The 16,518-nt window shown below is 60.6% G+C and carries 17 protein-coding genes; 8 read left to right on the top strand and 9 right to left on the bottom strand.

Features of this window, described 5'->3' with window-relative positions:
- Positions 1-368 precede the first annotated feature (368 nt).
- The 3 genes from ABRP87_RS09050 to ABRP87_RS09040 are packed head-to-tail and all read right to left on the bottom strand — an operon-like array spanning position 369 to position 4,647.
- Positions 369-1,001, bottom strand: a complete 633-nt coding sequence (locus tag ABRP87_RS09050; protein WP_349868433.1) for a DUF3239 domain-containing protein — start codon at positions 999-1,001, stop codon at positions 369-371.
- Positions 998-2,623, bottom strand: coding sequence for a DNA repair helicase XPB (locus ABRP87_RS09045; RefSeq protein WP_349868432.1), 1,626 nt, complete (start codon positions 2,621-2,623; stop codon positions 998-1,000). The genes ABRP87_RS09050 and ABRP87_RS09045 overlap by 4 nt, the downstream gene beginning before the upstream one ends.
- Positions 2,620-4,647 carry a helicase-associated domain-containing protein gene (locus ABRP87_RS09040; RefSeq protein ID WP_349868430.1) on the bottom strand — a complete coding sequence of 676 codons (2,028 nt, stop codon included), beginning with the start codon at positions 4,645-4,647 and terminating at the stop codon, positions 2,620-2,622. The genes ABRP87_RS09045 and ABRP87_RS09040 overlap by 4 nt, the downstream gene beginning before the upstream one ends.
- Before the next feature lie 65 nt (positions 4,648-4,712).
- On the opposite strand from ABRP87_RS09040, the gene ABRP87_RS09035 reads away from it, so the two are divergent.
- Positions 4,713-4,898: a hypothetical protein gene (locus tag ABRP87_RS09035; RefSeq protein WP_005279826.1), complete on the top strand. Its 186-nt coding sequence runs from the start codon at positions 4,713-4,715 to the stop codon at positions 4,896-4,898.
- Positions 4,899-4,953: 55 nt separating this feature from the next.
- Here the strand turns inward: ABRP87_RS09035 and ABRP87_RS09030 are convergent, their stop codons facing one another.
- Positions 4,954-5,574, bottom strand: coding sequence for a resuscitation-promoting factor Rpf1 domain-containing protein (locus ABRP87_RS09030; protein ID WP_349868428.1), 621 nt, complete (start codon positions 5,572-5,574; stop codon positions 4,954-4,956).
- A gap of 295 nt (positions 5,575-5,869) precedes the next feature.
- On the opposite strand from ABRP87_RS09030, the gene ABRP87_RS09025 reads away from it, so the two are divergent.
- The gene (locus tag ABRP87_RS09025; protein ID WP_005279828.1) at positions 5,870-6,250 is read left to right on the top strand and encodes a cold-shock protein; all 381 of its coding nucleotides are present in this window, start codon (positions 5,870-5,872) and stop codon (positions 6,248-6,250) included.
- On the opposite strand, the gene ABRP87_RS09020 is transcribed toward ABRP87_RS09025, so the two are convergent.
- Both ABRP87_RS09020 and ABRP87_RS09015 read right to left on the bottom strand, forming a co-directional pair.
- Positions 6,247-6,780: a DUF2771 domain-containing protein gene (locus ABRP87_RS09020; protein ID WP_005281860.1), complete on the bottom strand. Its 534-nt coding sequence runs from the start codon at positions 6,778-6,780 to the stop codon at positions 6,247-6,249. The two genes, ABRP87_RS09025 and ABRP87_RS09020, sit on opposite strands and share 4 nt — an antisense overlap.
- 6 nt (positions 6,781-6,786) lie before the next feature.
- A complete protein-coding gene (locus ABRP87_RS09015; RefSeq protein ID WP_349868426.1) occupies positions 6,787-7,596 on the bottom strand; it encodes a glutaminyl-peptide cyclotransferase in 810 nt (269 codons plus the stop codon).
- A gap of 5 nt (positions 7,597-7,601) precedes the next feature.
- Between ABRP87_RS09015 and ABRP87_RS09010 the strand changes: the two genes are divergently transcribed.
- The 3 genes from ABRP87_RS09010 to ABRP87_RS09000 are packed head-to-tail and all read left to right on the top strand — an operon-like array spanning position 7,602 to position 10,541.
- Complete coding sequence (locus ABRP87_RS09010) at positions 7,602-8,270, top strand: DUF3027 domain-containing protein (protein WP_349868424.1); 669 nt, start codon at positions 7,602-7,604, stop codon at positions 8,268-8,270.
- A 50-nt stretch (positions 8,271-8,320) separates the two neighbouring features.
- Positions 8,321-9,724, top strand: a complete 1,404-nt coding sequence (locus ABRP87_RS09005; protein WP_349868422.1) for an NCS2 family permease — start codon at positions 8,321-8,323, stop codon at positions 9,722-9,724.
- Between the two features lie 10 nt (positions 9,725-9,734).
- Positions 9,735-10,541: a TrmH family RNA methyltransferase gene (locus ABRP87_RS09000; RefSeq protein WP_349868420.1), complete on the top strand. Its 807-nt coding sequence runs from the start codon at positions 9,735-9,737 to the stop codon at positions 10,539-10,541.
- Here the strand turns inward: ABRP87_RS09000 and ABRP87_RS08995 are convergent.
- The 3 genes from ABRP87_RS08995 to serC all read right to left on the bottom strand — a co-directional run bounded on the left by ABRP87_RS08995 (position 10,502) and on the right by serC (position 13,409).
- Complete coding sequence (locus tag ABRP87_RS08995; protein WP_349868418.1) at positions 10,502-11,332, bottom strand: DUF6928 family protein; 831 nt, start codon at positions 11,330-11,332, stop codon at positions 10,502-10,504. The genes ABRP87_RS09000 and ABRP87_RS08995 overlap by 40 nt on opposite strands.
- Before the next feature lie 3 nt (positions 11,333-11,335).
- Positions 11,336-12,184, bottom strand: a complete 849-nt coding sequence (gene sepH / locus ABRP87_RS08990; protein ID WP_349868417.1) for a septation protein SepH — start codon at positions 12,182-12,184, stop codon at positions 11,336-11,338.
- A 106-nt stretch (positions 12,185-12,290) separates the two neighbouring features.
- A complete protein-coding gene (serC, locus tag ABRP87_RS08985) occupies positions 12,291-13,409 on the bottom strand; it encodes a phosphoserine transaminase (RefSeq protein WP_349868415.1) in 1,119 nt (372 codons plus the stop codon).
- A 157-nt stretch (positions 13,410-13,566) separates the two neighbouring features.
- Here serC and ABRP87_RS08980 point away from each other — a divergent pair, with 157 nt between their 5' ends.
- The 3 genes from ABRP87_RS08980 (at position 13,567) to ABRP87_RS08970 (ending at position 16,314) form a co-directional block, all read left to right on the top strand.
- Positions 13,567-14,859, top strand: coding sequence for a citrate synthase (locus tag ABRP87_RS08980; protein ID WP_239269226.1), 1,293 nt, complete (start codon positions 13,567-13,569; stop codon positions 14,857-14,859).
- A gap of 121 nt (positions 14,860-14,980) precedes the next feature.
- The gene (locus ABRP87_RS08975) at positions 14,981-15,340 is read left to right on the top strand and encodes an FKBP-type peptidyl-prolyl cis-trans isomerase (protein ID WP_023025863.1); all 360 of its coding nucleotides are present in this window, start codon (positions 14,981-14,983) and stop codon (positions 15,338-15,340) included.
- A 110-nt stretch (positions 15,341-15,450) separates the two neighbouring features.
- Positions 15,451-16,314, top strand: coding sequence for an aldo/keto reductase (locus ABRP87_RS08970; RefSeq protein WP_349868414.1), 864 nt, complete (start codon positions 15,451-15,453; stop codon positions 16,312-16,314).
- Positions 16,315-16,518: the final 204 nt, after the last annotated feature.

Raw genomic sequence — 16,518 nt, 5'->3', positions numbered from 1 at the left:
GTGTATTTCTGGCGTTGTTGACTCACAATGAACATCCTCTCCTACGGACACAAAATCCGCACTAATCGGGTGTCCACCAAACGAGGGTAACCTCAGAAAGGTCATCATTACAACAGGATGCCCCATAAGAGTTAGAGCATTTCATGGATTAGTAATCCAGTGAATTTTTGCCAACACCATCTCAACATCAAAACCGACCGACGCGTCAACTACACCATGGACTCAGCAACCGGCACCGTACCTACCAAGTAGACCACCCGAAAGGACCACTGGCCACCCACAACACACACTGGCACTACACCTGGAAGCAATTCTTAGACCACAAAAAGAAAAAGCACCAGAAACAATCTGGTGCTTGAGAGTCCTGACTAGAGGACGAGCAGGTCATAGCGGGTGGCTTTGACATCGGAAAGCCGCTTGCGGGCGCGCTCTAGGCGCTGCCATTGTTCCTGGGGGATGGATTTGCGGGCGATGGTGACGGTTTCAGCATCGGGGGTTCCCCATGCAATGGGCATGGGGGAGATTTGCTGCCAATGCTCTTTATCGGAGGTGGAACGCTGGCCGGACACGGCGGCCACCGGAACCTTGGTGCCCACGGTGCGTTGGATGCCGGGAATGGAGGTTACCGTGCGCAGGCACGCGCCCCAGCGTGGGGGAAGGGACGGATCCACATTGGTATTCACCAAGGCAAGAAGGATCATGTCTCGCTCGTTGACCTGCGCGATGACGGCGGGAGCGAGCGGATAAGAATCATACAGCGATTGGGCCGTTCCCACCTTGCTGGCGGCGGCGACGCCGACGATGGCAACGACGATGCCAAAGAGGATGAGCCCTAAGCCCACGGTTATCCCCCAGGAAAAGCTCCACCAAACAGCGGCGCCGGCGATGATTAGTATGAGGCCGAAGATAAGCCCGGATACGCGAAGGCGGTTGGAATCGCGCAATAATTCGTTATTGGCCTTGGCAAAGGACTCGTCAACGTCGAACTTAAAGATCTTCATTGGCCTAAGTCTACTGCGTCCATGAGCCGGTAGGCATATCCTTGCTCGGCGAGGAAGCGTTGGCGGTGCATGGCGTAGTCCGCATCTAGGCTGTCGCGGGTGACCAGGGTATAAAAGAGCGCCTCGGTTTCCTTCGGTCGTAGCAGGCGGCCGAGGCGTTGCGCCTCTTCTTGGCGGGAACCAAAGGTGCCGGAGACTTGGATGGCCAGTGCCGCTTCGGGCAGGTCGATGGAGAAATTGGCCACCTTGGAAACGACGAGGATGGCCAGCTCGCCCTCGCGGAATTGCTGGAAGAGTTTTTCGCGCTTGGCGGTAGAGGTGGTGCCATCGATGACGGGGGCATCGAGGTGCACGCCTACTTCGCGCAGTTGATCCACATATCCGCCGATGATGAGCGCTTGCTGGTCGTGGGAGGCAAGGATCTTATCGACGGCGCGGAGCTTGGCCGAGGCCTGTGCGGCGATGCGGTAGCGGTCGCGCGGCTGTGCGGTGGCATAGAGCATGCGTTCTTCCGGATCCATATCCACGCGGACTTCGATGCACTCCGCGGTGGCGATATAGCCGGCCATTTCCAGCTCTTTCCACGGTGCGTCGTAACGTTTTGGCCCGATGAGGGAGAAGACATCGCCCTCGCGGCCATCCTCGCGCACGAGGGTGGCGGTAAGCCCTAGCCGGCGCCGCGATTGCAGGTCCGAGGTCATGCGGAATACGGGTGCGGGCAGCAGGTGGACCTCGTCGTAGATGATAAGGCCCCAGTCGCGAGAATCGAAGAGCTCGAGGGCGCGGTATTCACCCTTGGTTTTCCGGGTGACCACTTGGTAGGTGGCGATGGTAATCGGCTTGATTTCCTTCTTCTCGCCGGAGTACTCGCCGATATCGTTTGGAGAAAGCGTCGTGCGGCGCAAAAGTTCGTCGCGCCACTGGCGACCGGCAACGGTATTGGTGACCAAGATGAGGGTAGTGGATTGCGCCTTGGCCATGGCGGCGGCGCCCACGATGGTTTTGCCAGCACCGCAGGGCAGCACGACGACGCCGGAACCGCCGGACCAGAAGGCATCGGTGGCGTATTCCTGGTAATCACGCAGGTGCCAGCCGTCCTCGTTCAGCGCGATGGGGTGGGATTCGCCGTCGATATAGCCGGCGAGATCTTCGGCGGGCCAGCCGGCCTTGAGGAGTTCTTGCTTGAGGCGGCCGCGTTCAGAAGGCGCGACGGCGATGGTGTTGTCATCGATGCGCGTCCCCAGCAGTTTTCCTACCTTGCCGCGGGAGAGCTCGGTGAGGATAGCGGGCTCTTCTGATTCGAGGATGAGCCCGTGGGCTGGGTGCGCCTGGAGGCGTACGCGGCCGTAGCGGGACATGGTCTCGGCGACATCGACAAGCAGCGATTGTGGGACCGGGAACCGGGAGTAGGTTTCTAGGACATCGACGACCTGCTCGGCGTCGTGCCCGGCGGCGCGGGCATTCCACAGCGCCAGGGAAGTGATGCGGTAGGTGTGCACGTGCTCGGGGGCGCGCTCCAGTTCCGCGAACGGCGCGAGGGCGGTGCGCGCAGCGGCGGAATCTGGATGATCGACTTCCAGCAAGACGGTCTTATCCGACTGCACAATCAGTGGTCCGTTCATGCGTCTAGGGTAACGGAGGTGATGCGGTGCAAGGGAAACCGGATGGTGGAGCCATCGGCGGCGCGGGCATCGATTTGGCCACCGGCGACGGTCAGTGGGGTAACAGTGCGGGTCTTGGTATTGCCATTCTTATCGGCGTATCCAATGATGATGGGGCGTGCGGTGCGCGCGGCGGCGTGGACCAGATCCAGGTTAGGCTGGCTCGGGGCCTCGCCGGTGGTGAGGTTGCGCAGCGCACGCGCGATATCCGGCGGCGCGGCCTGGGCGCGAGGGCTGGGCGTGGGAAGCGTCGCGGGCTCGGGCGCGATGGACAGGCTAGCGCCGGTTTCGTCCTCGGCGGCGGGGGAGAGGCCGTGCTCGCGCAGGCGTTCCAACAGCTCGCTGACGCGGAGCTGGGAAACCGCGACCGTGGGGGCCAGCAGGCGCAGCGGGGCGGCCTTCGTGGCGATCTGCAAGAGGGCTGGGTCTTCGCTGCGCAGGTAGGACAGGGCAGGGCCGGAGCGCAGGGTGCCGTGGCGCTTGGCGATGTCCTCGATGTGGAACGCCAGCGTATGCGGGACATCGCCATGCGCGGCGAAGAAATCGCGGATCTCCGTGCCCGTCATCCCGCGGTCGAGGCCGCGGCGAAGGGAGGCATCGCTAATGCGGTAAACACTGGCGAGGCCGGGTGATTCCAAGTCTGCGAGGGACTCCAGGGTGTGGTGGGCCGCGGGCTCGAGGGGCCCTGGCACGAGCACGGTCATATCCGCCTGAACCAGGAAATAATCGATGGTGTCGGGCGTGAGGGAATCGGCGGCATCGAAGCCATCGATAAGCACGCTGGTGGCTCGCCCGAGCGCGATGGCGCCTATCCATTCGGCCTCGCGGTGCAGCTCATCGATGGTCTCCGGGGAGGTATGCGTGGCAAAAAGCGGGAAGGAAAAATGCAGATCCGCTTGAAATTCGGCCGCGGACAGCGGCTGCGCGGAGTGGAGGTAGACATCGAGGATATGCCGGCGAAATTTGGGCAGGCGGTCGGTGCTGGCAGAAAGCACCCGGCCCGATTCCCACGGGGTCCAGGGGGAGTATTTCCAGGCCGCGAGGAGCACGCGCCACTGCGCGGCTAGTTCCGCATTGAGCCACTCTTGGGCGGAGTCGGTGGGCGCGAGGAAGTTCCCTTCGTACCCGGACGGCTCGCCGCGGTTGATGAGCCGCGCAGATAGGCCAAGCGTAATCAGGCGGCGCAGCTCTGGTTCCGCGATGTCGAGCTGCTTGCTGAGCTGGGCAAGGGGGCGCACGCCGACGGTTTTATCCTTGAGCAGTTCGATTGGCCGGGTGCCGAGGGCAGAAATGAGCTGTTGCATGCCGCGCACCACGGACAGGCCTGCGGCGGTACCGGCGTCATCGGCCTTGCGGTCAGCGGTGGGCTGGCCGCGGCGCGCGGAGGGCTCGGTGGGAATGTGCGGAACGGTGTGCCCCTTCATCGCGCGGTGAACCTCGCGCGGGAGGCGTACGGTCTGAGAGTCGACGCGCTGCAAGAGCTGCTTGGAAATCAGCCGCGGCACCGGGTGGGACTGATTGGTTTCGCGGCTGGTACCGATGCCATTGGAGCGCGCCAGGGTGGCAAGGACGTGGCGTTCGTCTTCGGCGAGGGCATCGATTGTCGCGGGCGATACCTCGAGCTGGTTGAGTAGCGACCAGCCCGTGGGCAGCGCGGGCATGACCTCCGGCGGAATCTGCACCGCGCCGAAGGCGAGGCCGCGGTCCTTGAGCTCGCGGGTGATGGCGGGGTTGTGGTCTTCTACCTCTGCAAGCTCGCCGCCGCGCTTGGCGATGCCCTCCAGAACCGCCAACTGCTGCGCGTTACACTCCGCTAGCGCTCGGGCGATGGAGGTGCGCAAGAGGAGCCGCGTGGCCAGCGCCGCGATGGAGGGCGGCAGCGGGGTTAAAACATCGGGGCGGTGGCGAAGAATGGTGGCCAGTTCCTCTTCCGAAAGGGAATTAAGCCAGGTGCGAAAATGCGGGAGGTGGGAGGACTGAGTCATGATAAATCACAATTTTAGCGCCGGATTGAGTTACGTTTTTGCTCGAGGTTTGAAATAATAAAGCTATGTCGAATGAAAAGAATGGCTTTGTTTCCCCGGCGTGGCCGGACAATGAACACCGCGAGCATGCAATTACGGAAATTTCTGCGCCTTTTGCTGGTGCTTCCAGCCCCTACGGCGACGATCTGGTGCTGCCGATGCCGGCGGAGAAGTTGAACTACGTTCACCCTTATACCCGCATCAACCGCTAAAAAATTCCCCTTGCCGCGGACGGCGAGGGGAATTTTTATGCGTTTATGCGTTTATTTAGCGGCTGAAGGTCTCAACCAGCTGTGCAATCGGGTCGATGACGTTGCGGTTTGCAGAGTAGAACGCGTTAAAGTCGTGGCGATTTGCGTGGTAGAAGTCGGTGAACTGCGCCGGCAACTGCAGGCCGTAAGCATTAGCGGTGTCCTTAACGAGGTTGTAGACGGCGTCTACAGCGAGCTCATCGGACTTGTTTTCTACTGCCTGCTGCACTGGCTGCGGTGCCTCAGCGGGTGCGGAAGGCGCGGTGCGCTCGGTCGGCGCGGAGTTTAGGCCAAGGGAGGCCGAGCATGCGGGCCATGCGCCCCAGCCCTGGTTAGCCAGGGTGCGCTCAGCGATCACAATCTGCTGCTCGCGGGTTGCCTGGTTAGCGGTAGGGGCGAACTCACCGCCGCCGTATGCCTGCCAGGTCTGCGCGTTGAACTGCAGGCCGCCGTGGTAGCCATTGCCGGTGTTGATGTGCCAGTCACCGCCGGACTCGCACTGTGCGAGGCGGTCCCAGTCGGAGTCAGGGGCAGCGGCGGCGTTCGGTGCCATGATGGCAGCGGCTGCGCCCAAGGCAACGGTGCCCGCGGTGAACTTAGCGGCAAAGTGGTTAGTCTTAGCGGAGTGGCGTCTCATAAAAGTAGTCCTTTCCGTGGTGCCCGTTTTCGTGGAAATGTTTTGCGCCTAGAAGAAAGGATGGGCGGGGAAACCTTCTTTGCGGCGACACTGGGGGCCAGCGTAGCGGTTTATAACGAAATAGTCACGTTCTGGGCACTAAATGGGAAAGAATTGAGACTATTGTGGTTCCGTCCGCAATATTTCCGCAGGTAATTGCGGTGTTGTGAACTATATCACATGACATGTGGAACTTCTGTTCTGTATAACTTCCAGCTAAACTTAAGAATTTACCCAAGAGAAGAGGTGGATACCTATGCCCATTGGCAAAGTGAAGTGGTATGACGCCGAGAAAGGTTTCGGTTTCGTTAGCAACCCGGGCGATGAAGACGTCTACGTCGGCCGGAATGTCCTGCCCAAGGGAGTAGAAGAAATCTTTCCGGGCCAGCGCATCGAATTCGATTTCGCGGCGGGGCGCCGCGGGCCGCAGGCGCTGCGGGTGCGCGTGCTGGATAAGCCACGCCGCCGGACGCCGTCGCGCAAGCCGGAAGAGCTCGGCAGCATGGTCTCTGATGTCATGACCCTGCTGGAATCCCAGGTGCAGCCGGTGCTGAACTCGGGGCGCTACCCCGAGCGCAAGACCGGGCGCCAAGTAGCAGAAATCCTCCGCGCGATTGCGAAGGATTTAGATAGTTAATCATCCATGGTGGATAGGGACCACACGGTGGCGAGGGGGGTTTCTTCGCCATCGTCGTCGGTGCCAATCATGAGGGAGGAGACCTCCACCACCATGAGCCGGGGGCGCTCTCCAGTCGATGCCTCGATAGGATCTACCGAACCGGGGATATCCACCTCGGTCGTTTCATTTGCACCGTGAGAGGTTTCGTCATTGGCGGCGGGGTCATCATAAATGGACAGCACCTTCCATTCGTGATTAGAAATCTCTTCGGGGATTTCCAGGTGCAGGGTGTCATCTTCGCCCACCGTTAGCTGGGGGACATCGCCTTCGGGGCAATCGGTTCCCGGCTCGCACACGAGGTAGGGTGTGACCTCCTTGGTGTTATCCCCCACGGAGGCGGTAATAGCAATCTCGCTCGGCTCTGGGCCTGGGCGCGAATTGCGCCAGCTTTGAAAGATCACCACGGAGGCGACGATGACGGCCACGACCACGATCAGCGCGAGGATCTGCAGCAGCGACTTTTTCCTTGCTTCCTTACGGGTTGCCATGGCCCATTACTTTACTCGAACGCGGTAGAGCTCATCCCACCGCTTGCCGGTAAGCCAGAATTCATCGGTGCCCTTGATATGCGCGATGCCGTTTAAGACGTCATCGGGATCGGTATATTTCGATTTATCGATGGCATCGGTAGAAATCACCGCGGTTACCTCGCCGGAGGAGGGAACTATGCGGTAGATATCTTCACTTCCCCACACATTGGCGTAGACATCACCGTCCACGCATTCCAGCTCATTGAGATCCTCTACGGGCGAGCCCTCGAGGGTGACCTCGGTGGTGGAGCGCTCCGCAAAGGTCTCTGGATCCATGTGCCGCAGGGTAGAGGTGCCATCGGACATGATGAGCTCGTCCTGGTTGGCGCAGAGCCCCCAGCCCTCGCCGGCATAGGTGGCAGACTTAGTGCGCTGGAAGTTGCTGTCATAGCGCAGGGCCTGCCCGCGCTTCCAGGTCAACTGCCAGATGGAATCGTTGTACCGCGTAATGCCCTCCCCAAAAAGCGAGTCATCGAGGGCATGTTCCTGCAGGATCTCGCCGGTTTCAGGGGAGAAGCGGATGAGCCGGGACTCACCCCATTGCCCGGTACCGAGCAGGAGATTGCCCTCGCTGTCTTCCTCTAGGCCTTGTGTAAAGGAGTTCTCCGGAAGCGGCGCGGTATCGAGGACCTCGACTGAAAGGTGTTCGGGAGAATTGGGAGAGTCAGAATTATCAGAAGAGCAGGCGGTTAAGGCGCAGCAGGGCACGGCAATGAGCGCGGCGCGGCGGAGAAACGACATGCACCATATGTACCACTGTCGGCGGGCCATCATGAATAATGAGGGGCGTGAGTAAGCGAAAAGCAAATCCGTTGATCGATTCCCGCGCCGTACGCATTGCGCGTGAGGCTTTGGAAGAGGTGGGGGAAGGGGGCATCGGCAAGCATAGGGGCGTAGCCGGAATGGGCCGCAACGTTGTCACCCATCGCTTTGCGGCGGATATGCCGGGCTACCCAGGATGGGAATGGCAGGCCGTGCTCGCGTGCGCGGAAGGTTCGCGCTACGTCACCGTTAATGAGGTGGCGCTGGTACCGGGCGGGGAGGCGCTGCAGGCCCCGGAATGGGTGCCGTACGAGGACCGCGTGCTGCCGGGGGATTTGGGCCCAGGAGACCTCATGCCACCGGCCATCGATGATGAGCGCCTGAACGGAAATGAGCTTTCCGCCAAGGGCCTGGCGGATGCCAAGCAGCGCTGGCAAGAGGAATATGGTCCAAACTCGGAGATGGCGGCGAAGGCGCACCTGCAGTGCCGCACGTGCGCGTTTTATATGCAATTCATGGATAACTTTGGGGTATGCGCCAACGAGTATTCCGCTGATGGCCGCGTGGTGCATGCGCGCTACGGGTGTGGTGCGCATTCGCAGACGCGGGTGAGCGAGGAGAAGGCGCCGGCCGCGGCCTTCGATGACGAAAAGCCCATTTACCAAGATTTTGAATTTGAGGATTAAAGCAGCACACTTAGGGCGTAAAAATACCGCTCTACGTGAAAGGGCACGGCGTGAAAGCCACTCTCGATCGCTATTTCCACATTTCTGAACGCGGTTCCACCATCGGAACCGAGCTACGCGCGGGAACGGTCTCGTTCTTCGCCATGGCATATATCATTTTGCTTAACCCGCTGATCCTGGGCACGAGCCCGGACGCGGAGGGCTATACCTTGGGCGTGCCGCAGGTGGCGGCCGCCACGGCGCTGGTCGCTGGCGTGATGTCCATTGCCTTCGGTGCGATTGCGAAGTACCCCTTCGCCATGGCCGCGGGCCTGGGCATGAATACCTTCGTCGCCGTCAGCATGGTCGCCACGAGCGGGCTGACCTGGCAAGAAGCCATGGGCCTCGTGGTTATCGAGGGCCTTATCATCGTCCTGCTCGCCGTGTCCGGATTCCGCACCGCGGTATTTGACGCCATCCCGCAGCCCATGAAGGCTGCGATGGGCGTAGGTATTGGCATGTTCATCGCCATGATCGGTTTCGTGGACGGCGGGTTTGTTACCCGCGTGCCCGATGCCGCACAAACCACCGTGCCAGTGGGCCTGGGCATTAATGGTTCGATTGCCACCTGGCCGGCGGTGGTCTTCGTCATCGGCCTTATTATTTGTGCCTTTATGGTCATCCGCAATGTACCGGGCGGGCTATTTATCGCCATCATCCTCAACACGGTGATTGCCTTCATTGTCCAGGCGCTCACGGACTCCGAGGACTGGGGCATGGCCGCCCCAGAGGCCCCAGATGCGCTGGGTGGCCTGCCGGACCTTTCCATCGTGGGCGATGTGAACCTGGTCGGCGCCTTTGCCAATATCGGCGTGATTTCCACGGTCCTGCTCATCTTTACCCTGCTGCTGACCAACTTCTTTGATGCCATGGGCACCATGACCGGGCTGGGCAAGCAGGCCAAGCTCGTGGATGACAACGGCAACCTGCCGGGCATGAAGAAGGCGCTGGTTGTAGAAGGCGCCGGCGCGGTGGCCGGTGGTCTGGGCTCGGCATCCTCGAATACCGTCTTTGCGGATTCCTCTGCCGGCATTGCCGATGGTGCCCGCACCGGCCTGGCCAATATCATGACCGGCTTGCTGTTTATCGCCGCCATGTTTTTCACCCCGCTCTATGAGATCGTTCCCATCGAGGCCGCCGCGCCCGTCCTGGTCATCGTGGGCGTGATGATGGCCGCGCAACTCACGGATATACCGTGGACGCGCATGGAAGTGGCTATCCCAGCATTCCTTACCATCGTGGTCATGCCGTTTACCTATTCCATTGCCAACGGCATTGGCGTGGGCTTTATTTCCTTCGCGCTCATGTCCACCTTTGCTGGTAAGGCCAAGCAGGTGCACTGGATCATGTGGCTGCTTGCTGGCTTGTTCGTCATTTACTTTGGCATCGATCCGATTTCGGAGGCCATCGGCTAGCCTGGAAGGCATGCATATTTCTGATCCCCGTGACCCTCGCCTGGACGATATTCGGAACCTCAACAAATCCGATAAATCCGGCGAGGGTTTGGTCATTGCAGAAGGCCCCTTGGTGGCAGCCCGCCTCATGGAATCGCGGTTCCCCATGCGCTGCCTCGTGGGCTTTCCCCAGAAGCTGGAGGTCTTCTTTGCCGAGTACGGCGAGCCCGAGTGCCCCGTCTACGAGGTCTCGCGCGAGACCCTTGCGGAGGTCGCGGGCTTCGATATGCACCGCGGTTTGGTTGCCGCAGCGGACCGCGCCCCAGAGCCGGAGGTGGGTGAGATCCTGGAGCAGGCCCGCACCATCGCCGTGCTGGAGGGCGTGGGGGATCATGAAAATATCGGCGCCATCTTCCGCCACGCGGCGGGCATGAACGTGGATGCGGTATTGCTCGGCTCCGGTGCTGCGGATCCGCTCTATCGTCGCTCGGTGCGCGTATCCATGGGTCATGTGCTGCGCGTGCCGTTTGTGCATTTAGAGGGCGGTTTCACCACGTGGCAGCGCTCGCTGCAGGCGCTTGCCGATGCCTCCTTTACCCTCATTTCCTTAACCCCCAACCCCCAAGCGGTGCATCTGGCGGAGGCCATGCACGGGCAGGACAAGGTGGCCATGCTCGTTGGCGCGGAGGGCCCCGGGCTTACCGAGCACGCGATGAAGGCCACCGATATCCGCGCGCGGATTCCGATGGCCCCAGGTACCGATTCCCTTAATGTGGCAACCGCCGCCGCCATTTCCTTTTATGAGCGCCAGCGTTCCTTGAGCGACTTGAACGTCTGACGCAGCCAGTTGCCAATCAACGAGCCGAGGTGCTTGGCGGTGGAAAGGATCTCATCGCCGGTGGAATCCGGCTCGGCATCGTGGTCCTCGTAGTCGTCATAATCGTTCAGGCCCAGCCTATTCGCTGATTGGGCGGCGAACTCGCTGACCGGCTGCTTCGGCTTGGGCGGATCGATCTTGGGTTCGGGGCGCCCGTCCACGGCATAGCCCACGACGTCCAGGTCTGGGCCTTCCTGTCCCACTGTGATGCCCAACCAGTGTTCCTGGGCGGCCTCCATGATGCTGTGGGGCCTAAACGGCAGCGAAATGCCGCCGAGGGATTCGTCCTTTTCGCCGGCCCAAAACGGTGCCTCGAAAGGCTCGGGCAAGCCGGTGTCCTCGTACAGGCGGTCACGGGTGGCGCACAGGCAGCGCTTGAGCTCGCCGCCTTCCCACAGCGCGAAGCCCGCATAATCCTCGTCCGCGTTGCTGACCAGCGCGATAACCCGCTGGGCGGGGACCGCGTTTAAGAGGTCTTTCGGCAGCTGGGAGAGCAGAACGGAATCGCCCTCGCAGACCGTTTGCACCACGGTAATTCCCGGGTAGCCGCCGATGTAGTACTCATTCGGATCCGTCTGCGCGGAGCGGTTCAGGGGAAATTGCCCGATCGGGGTGACCGGGAACTTGGGGTTGAGCTGGGCTAGGAACTTGCGGCCGAACCCGCGGTCCGCCTTGGGCTCGGTCTTGAGAACTTCTTCGGCGCCGGGCTTGGAGATGTACCACAGCGTGAGAACGGCATGAGAGATGTCCACTGTTTAGTCCCTCGGGCGCTTGGTATTGGAGCGAACGCCCAAAAGCACGTCCTCCCAGTGCGGGGTCACGGCCTTGCGGCGGCGCTTCGAGGGCTTGGATTCGGAGGACGGATTCTGCAGGAATTCCTCTTCTTCCGTCTCTTCGCTGGAACCGGAAATATCGGTGACATTGGCGGGCTGATCGCCGTCAATGGCTTCGTCATAGCGGCCGCTTCCCAGGGAAGTCAGCGATCGCACCGGCTGCACGAAGTCCGGGTCCGTAAGGTCTGCCGCGACCGAGTTGCGGGCCTCGACCGTAGCGGGGGAGGACATGGACTGCTTGAAGGTCCATTCCGCCTCGTTTTCAGAAAGGCCAGCCTTCCAGGTCACCCGCACAACCCACGGCTCGCCTTGGTGGCGGTAGGCATCCCACGTGGACTCCGAGAGGAAGTGGCCGCGGGCGGCAAAGGAGCTTGCCAGTACTTCCCACAGGGTGAGCTTGGCCGGGCCGTCTTCGCGCACCGGGTGGGCCTGCTTGGCCACCTCAGAAATGCGGTTGCGCTCCAGCATGACCGGGTAGGCGAAAGGCTCGATGCGCGATTCATCCACGTGCATTTCTTCCGCGAGCTCCGCGGTGGAGGCACCGGCACGAATGCGGTTTTGGATCTCTGCCGGCCGGATCTGCTTTTCTTCCTCTTCGTGGGAGGGCTTGGGCATCGGCGCTAGCTTCGGCGGCTCCGGCTTGCTAGCGGCGGGCGTGAGGGCGGAACGCAGCTCATCGGTGATGGGAAGGGAAAACTCTTCGCCTTCTTCGGTGCGTAGCACCAATGAGTCTTCGCTCGATTCGCTGTCAACGAGAAACAGCTCGCGCATAGTGTGGCGCTCCTTTGCCTATCGACGGAAGGACGGATCTGTGATGCAGTCAACTATAACGCGAAAAGGCCCCGCGCCATGCGAGGCGGCGGGGCATGTTGATCACTTAGTTGGCATCCAGCACGTAGTCGATGCACTGCGTGAGCTTGGCGATGTCCTCGGTTTCAATCGCCGGGAACATACCCACGCGCAGCTGGTTGCGGCCCAGCTTGCGGTACGGCTCGACATCGAGGATGCCGTTGGCGCGCAGGGTGGCGGCAAGGTAGGCGGCATCCACGGAGTCGTCGAAGTCGATGGTGCCCACGACTAGCGAGCGCGCTGCCGGGTCGCTGACGAACGGGGTGGCCTCTGGGCGGGATTCGGCCCAGTTGTACAGCGTGGAGGAGGACTCGGTGGTGCGCTTGACCATGCCGTCGAGGCCGCCATCGTCATTCATCCACTGAATCTGGTTATCCAGCATGAGCAGGGTGGCGATCGCCGGGGTGTTATAGGTCTGGTTCTTGCGGGAGTTGTTCACCGCGGTCTGCAGGTTCAAAAACTCCGGAATGAAACGGTCGGAGTTATTGATCTTTTCGATGCGCTCCAGTGCGGCTGGGGACATGGCGGCGAGCCAGAGTCCGCCGTCGGAAGCAAAGCACTTCTGCGGCGAAAAGTAGTACACGTCGGTCTCTGCGATATTGACGGGAAGGCCGCCGGCGCCAGAGGTGGCATCGACAAGCACGAGCTGCTGGTCGTTGTGGGGGTGGGGGCGGACAACCTCCGTCATCGCACCGGTCGAGGTCTCATTGTGGGCCCAGGCTGCGACATCGGCATCGGCCGCAAGCTCGCGCGGATCCGGGGCGGTGCCGGCGGGGGATTCGGTAAGAGCCGGGGCATCGAGCCACGGGGCCTTGGAAGAGGCCTTGGCAAACTTGGTGGAGAACTCGCCAAAGGTAAGGTGGGCCGACTGACGCTCGATGAGGCCGAAGGTAGCTGAATCCCAAAAGGCGGTGGCACCGCCCAGGGACAGGACAATTTCGTATCCCTCCGGGAGCGAGAAGAGATCGCTTAAGCCCTCGCGCACGGAACCGACGAGGTTTTTCACCGCCGGCTGGCGGTGCGAGGTGCCCACGATAGCGGGGTCAATAGCCTCGATCTGGGCGGGGCGCACCTTGGAGGGTCCGCAGCCAAAGCGGCCATCGGAAGGCAAGAGATCTGCTGGCAGTGTGATTTCTGGAGTACTCATGCCGCTAGTGTAGAACAGTTCCGGTTGGATGGCAGGTATTTTGATGCCCGTAAACTTGTTGGCAGTATCACAAAGTTTGCTAGAGTGTGAATAGGTATAAGGCTGACTTGAATAAGTTAGTGCCTTAAAGAACTCTTTAACAGGGAAAGGAAATTCCGTGTCTACTGAAGAAAACAAGGTAGTACTCAAGCACGCCGGCAACGAGTACGAGATGGACATCAAGCAGTCCACTGAGGGCGATTCCGGCTTCGATATCTCCAAGCTCCGCAAGGAAACCGGGCTTGTTACCTTCGACCCCGGCTACACCTCCACTGGCTCCACCGAGTCCAAGATTACCTTCATTAACGGTGAGGAAGGCATCCTTCGTTACCGCGGCTACGATATTGCGGAATTGGCAAATAACGCCACCTTCAATGAGGTTTCCTACCTGCTGATTAAAGGCCACCTGCCGGACGAGCAGGAACTGTCGGAGTTCAATAACGCCATCCGCCACCACACCCTCTTGGATGAGGACTTTAAGGCGCAGTTCAACATCTTCCCGCGCGATGCACACCCGATGGCCGTGCTTGCGTCCTCCGTGAACATTCTCTCCAGCTACTACCAGGACCAGCTGGACCCACTGGATGAGGAGCAGCTGGACAAGGCCACCGTTCGCCTGCTTGCTAAGGTGCCGATGCTGGCCGCTTACGCTTACCGCGCATCCCAGGGCAAGCCTTATATGTACCCGGATAACAACCTGAACGCGCGCGAGAACTTCCTGCGCATGATGTTCGGTTACCCCACCGAGGAGTACGAGGTTGACCCGGTTGTCTCCAAGGCACTGGACAAGCTGCTCATCCTGCACGCTGACCACGAGCAGAACTGCTCCACCTCCACCGTCCGCATGATTGGTTCCGCACAGGCCAACATGTTCGTCTCCATCGCCGGCGGCATCAACGCCCTGTCCGGCCCGCTGCACGGCGGCGCTAACCAGGCCGTGCTGGAGATGCTCGAGGACATCGAGAAGAACAACGGCGGCGACGCTACCGACTTCATGAACCGCGTGAAGAACAAGGAAAAGGGCGTTCGCCTGATGGGCTTCGGCCACCGCGTGTACAAGAACTACGACCCACGCGCGGCCATCGTTAAGGAAACCGCACACGAGATCATCGATCACTTGGGCGGCGACCCGATGCTGGACTTGGCCATGAAGCTGGAAGAGATTGCGTTGAATGACGACTACTTCGTCTCCCGCAAGCTCTACCCGAACGTGGACTTCTACACCGGCCTCATCTACCGCGCCATGGGCTTCCCAACGGACTTCTTCACCGTCCTCTTCGCCATCGGCCGCCTGCCGGGCTGGATCGCTCAGTACCGCGAGCAGCTGGAGATGAACACCAAGATCAACCGTCCTCGCCAGATTTACACCGGTGAAACCCTGCGCAAGGTTACCCCTCGCAGCGAGCGCTAAATAGCGCTTTTGGTCGCCCCAATTCAACCGAATCGGGCTTGAGCACTATAATTGGTGCAGCTCGGTTCGGTTTCATTGCGACCGCACGAACAAACTAGATTTCCCAAGGAGAATAATCCCCATGGATAAACCTGTTATTGAAGCCCAGTCTGGCCCAGCGCCGACCGACCTCGTTATCGAGGACATCGTCGTAGGCGATGGCGCTGAAGCCAAGCCTGGTGGCGTAGTGGAGGTCCACTACGTTGGCGCCGAATATGAGACCAACCAAGAATTCGATTCCTCGTGGGACCGTGGCCAGTCCATCGAGTTCCCACTGACCGGTCTCATTGCCGGCTGGCAAGAGGGCATCCCGGGAATGAAGGTAGGCGGTCGCCGTCAACTCATCATCCCGCCGGAAAAGGCCTACGGCCCCGCCGGCGGTGCGCACCCGCTGTCCGGCCGCACCTTGGTCTTTATCATTGACCTCATCCGCGCCGACTAAGCTGCGCTAAAAATCGTTGAACCGGCTCCCTTAAGGGGGAGCCGGTTTTTCGTTGTGTAGGGGCAGTCAGTTCCCGCAAGGGGCCGCATAAGACGAGAAACTGGGGCACAATGGGAACTATGACTGTGCCAACTATTTCATTCAATGATGACCGCGAGATGCCCCAGCTTGGACTGGGCACCTACAAACTCAATGACGATGAGTGCATTCGCGTAGTCCGCGAAGCCATTGACTTGGGCTACCGCCACTTTGATACGGCGACGTTGTACAAGAACGAAGAGGCATTGGGTACTGCGCTCAAACAAGCCATTGACGCGGGCGACGTCACCCGCGAGGACCTGTTTATTACCTCCAAGGTCTGGCACTCCCACCACGGCGCGCAGAAGGCGGAACAGGCCTTCCAGGAATCCATGGAGAAGTTGAAGCTGGATTACTTGGACCTGTACCTCATCCACTGGCCATGGCCACAGGGTGGGCTGTACGTGGAGACCTTTGAATCCATTGCCCGCCTGCAGGGGATGGGCCAAATCGCTTCCATCGGTGTCGCTAACTTCTACGAGGAGGTCCTCGAGGACCTCATTGACAAGACCGGCATCACCCCGGTGCTCAACCAGGTGGAGCTGCACCCTGGGTTTACCAAGCCTGAGCTGCGCGAATTCCACCACAAGCACGGCATCGTGACCGAGGCGTGGTCTCCGCTGGCGCGCGGCGTGGTGCTCAATAACCCGGAGATTGAAAAGGTTGCCGCCGCGCATGAGGCTACCGAGGGCCAGGTGGTACTGGCTTACCTGATGGCCAAGGGCATTTCCGTTATCCCGAAGTCCGCCCGCAGCGAGCGGCTTCAGGAGAACCTGGCCGCCGCAGAGCTGGAGCTGGGCAAGGATGAAATCGCGGCTGTTGACTCCTTGGAAGGCCAAGAAGGTTTTGGCCGTATGTTTAATGATCCCCGCGAATTCCCGGGCGCGGAGGGCTAAGAAAGAACTCTCGGGCGAAGGAGCCACCGGCGACGGCGTCGTCGGTGGCTTTTGCTGTGCAGGATGGCTGAGTGGGGGAGTACGTGCTGGTTAAGGCGCCAACCGCGTTGATAAGTGGTTCCTTTTGTGTCGCCTTTACTGATTAGTTAACCTCTAGTTAACAAAATTCGCTAACCGGTTGAATCTAGGGTGAAGGGGGGTGAT

The organism is Corynebacterium sp. KPL2830 (genome assembly GCF_040225635.1).
Taxonomy (GTDB): domain Bacteria; phylum Actinomycetota; class Actinomycetes; order Mycobacteriales; family Mycobacteriaceae; genus Corynebacterium.
Note: the sequence above shows the minus strand (reverse complement) of the source record. Positions and strands in the feature narration are given on the sequence as shown.

What these genes read in the sequence shown, in the direction of transcription:
- ABRP87_RS09050 (WP_349868433.1), bottom strand. Translation starts at nt 1,001, where the DNA reads ATGAAGATCTTTAAGTTCGACGTTGACGAGTCCTTTGCCAAGGCCAAT.
- ABRP87_RS09020 (WP_005281860.1), bottom strand. Translation starts at nt 6,780, where the DNA reads ATGGCAACCCGTAAGGAAGCAAGGAAAAAGTCGCTGCTGCAGATCCTC.
- ABRP87_RS09045 (WP_349868432.1), bottom strand. Translation starts at nt 2,623, where the DNA reads ATGAACGGACCACTGATTGTGCAGTCGGATAAGACCGTCTTGCTGGAA.
- ABRP87_RS08970 (WP_349868414.1), top strand. Translation starts at nt 15,451, where the DNA reads ATGGGAACTATGACTGTGCCAACTATTTCATTCAATGATGACCGCGAG.
- ABRP87_RS08975 (WP_023025863.1), top strand. Translation starts at nt 14,981, where the DNA reads ATGGATAAACCTGTTATTGAAGCCCAGTCTGGCCCAGCGCCGACCGAC.
- ABRP87_RS09040 (WP_349868430.1), bottom strand. Translation starts at nt 4,647, where the DNA reads ATGACTCAGTCCTCCCACCTCCCGCATTTTCGCACCTGGCTTAATTCC.
- ABRP87_RS09025 (WP_005279828.1), top strand. Translation starts at nt 5,870, where the DNA reads ATGCCCATTGGCAAAGTGAAGTGGTATGACGCCGAGAAAGGTTTCGGT.
- ABRP87_RS09030 (WP_349868428.1), bottom strand. Translation starts at nt 5,574, where the DNA reads ATGAGACGCCACTCCGCTAAGACTAACCACTTTGCCGCTAAGTTCACC.
- serC (WP_349868415.1), bottom strand. Translation starts at nt 13,409, where the DNA reads ATGAGTACTCCAGAAATCACACTGCCAGCAGATCTCTTGCCTTCCGAT.
- ABRP87_RS09035 (WP_005279826.1), top strand. Translation starts at nt 4,713, where the DNA reads ATGTCGAATGAAAAGAATGGCTTTGTTTCCCCGGCGTGGCCGGACAAT.
- sepH (WP_349868417.1), bottom strand. Translation starts at nt 12,184, where the DNA reads ATGCGCGAGCTGTTTCTCGTTGACAGCGAATCGAGCGAAGACTCATTG.
- ABRP87_RS09015 (WP_349868426.1), bottom strand. Translation starts at nt 7,596, where the DNA reads ATGATGGCCCGCCGACAGTGGTACATATGGTGCATGTCGTTTCTCCGC.
- ABRP87_RS09010 (WP_349868424.1), top strand. Translation starts at nt 7,602, where the DNA reads ATGAGGGGCGTGAGTAAGCGAAAAGCAAATCCGTTGATCGATTCCCGC.
- ABRP87_RS09000 (WP_349868420.1), top strand. Translation starts at nt 9,735, where the DNA reads ATGCATATTTCTGATCCCCGTGACCCTCGCCTGGACGATATTCGGAAC.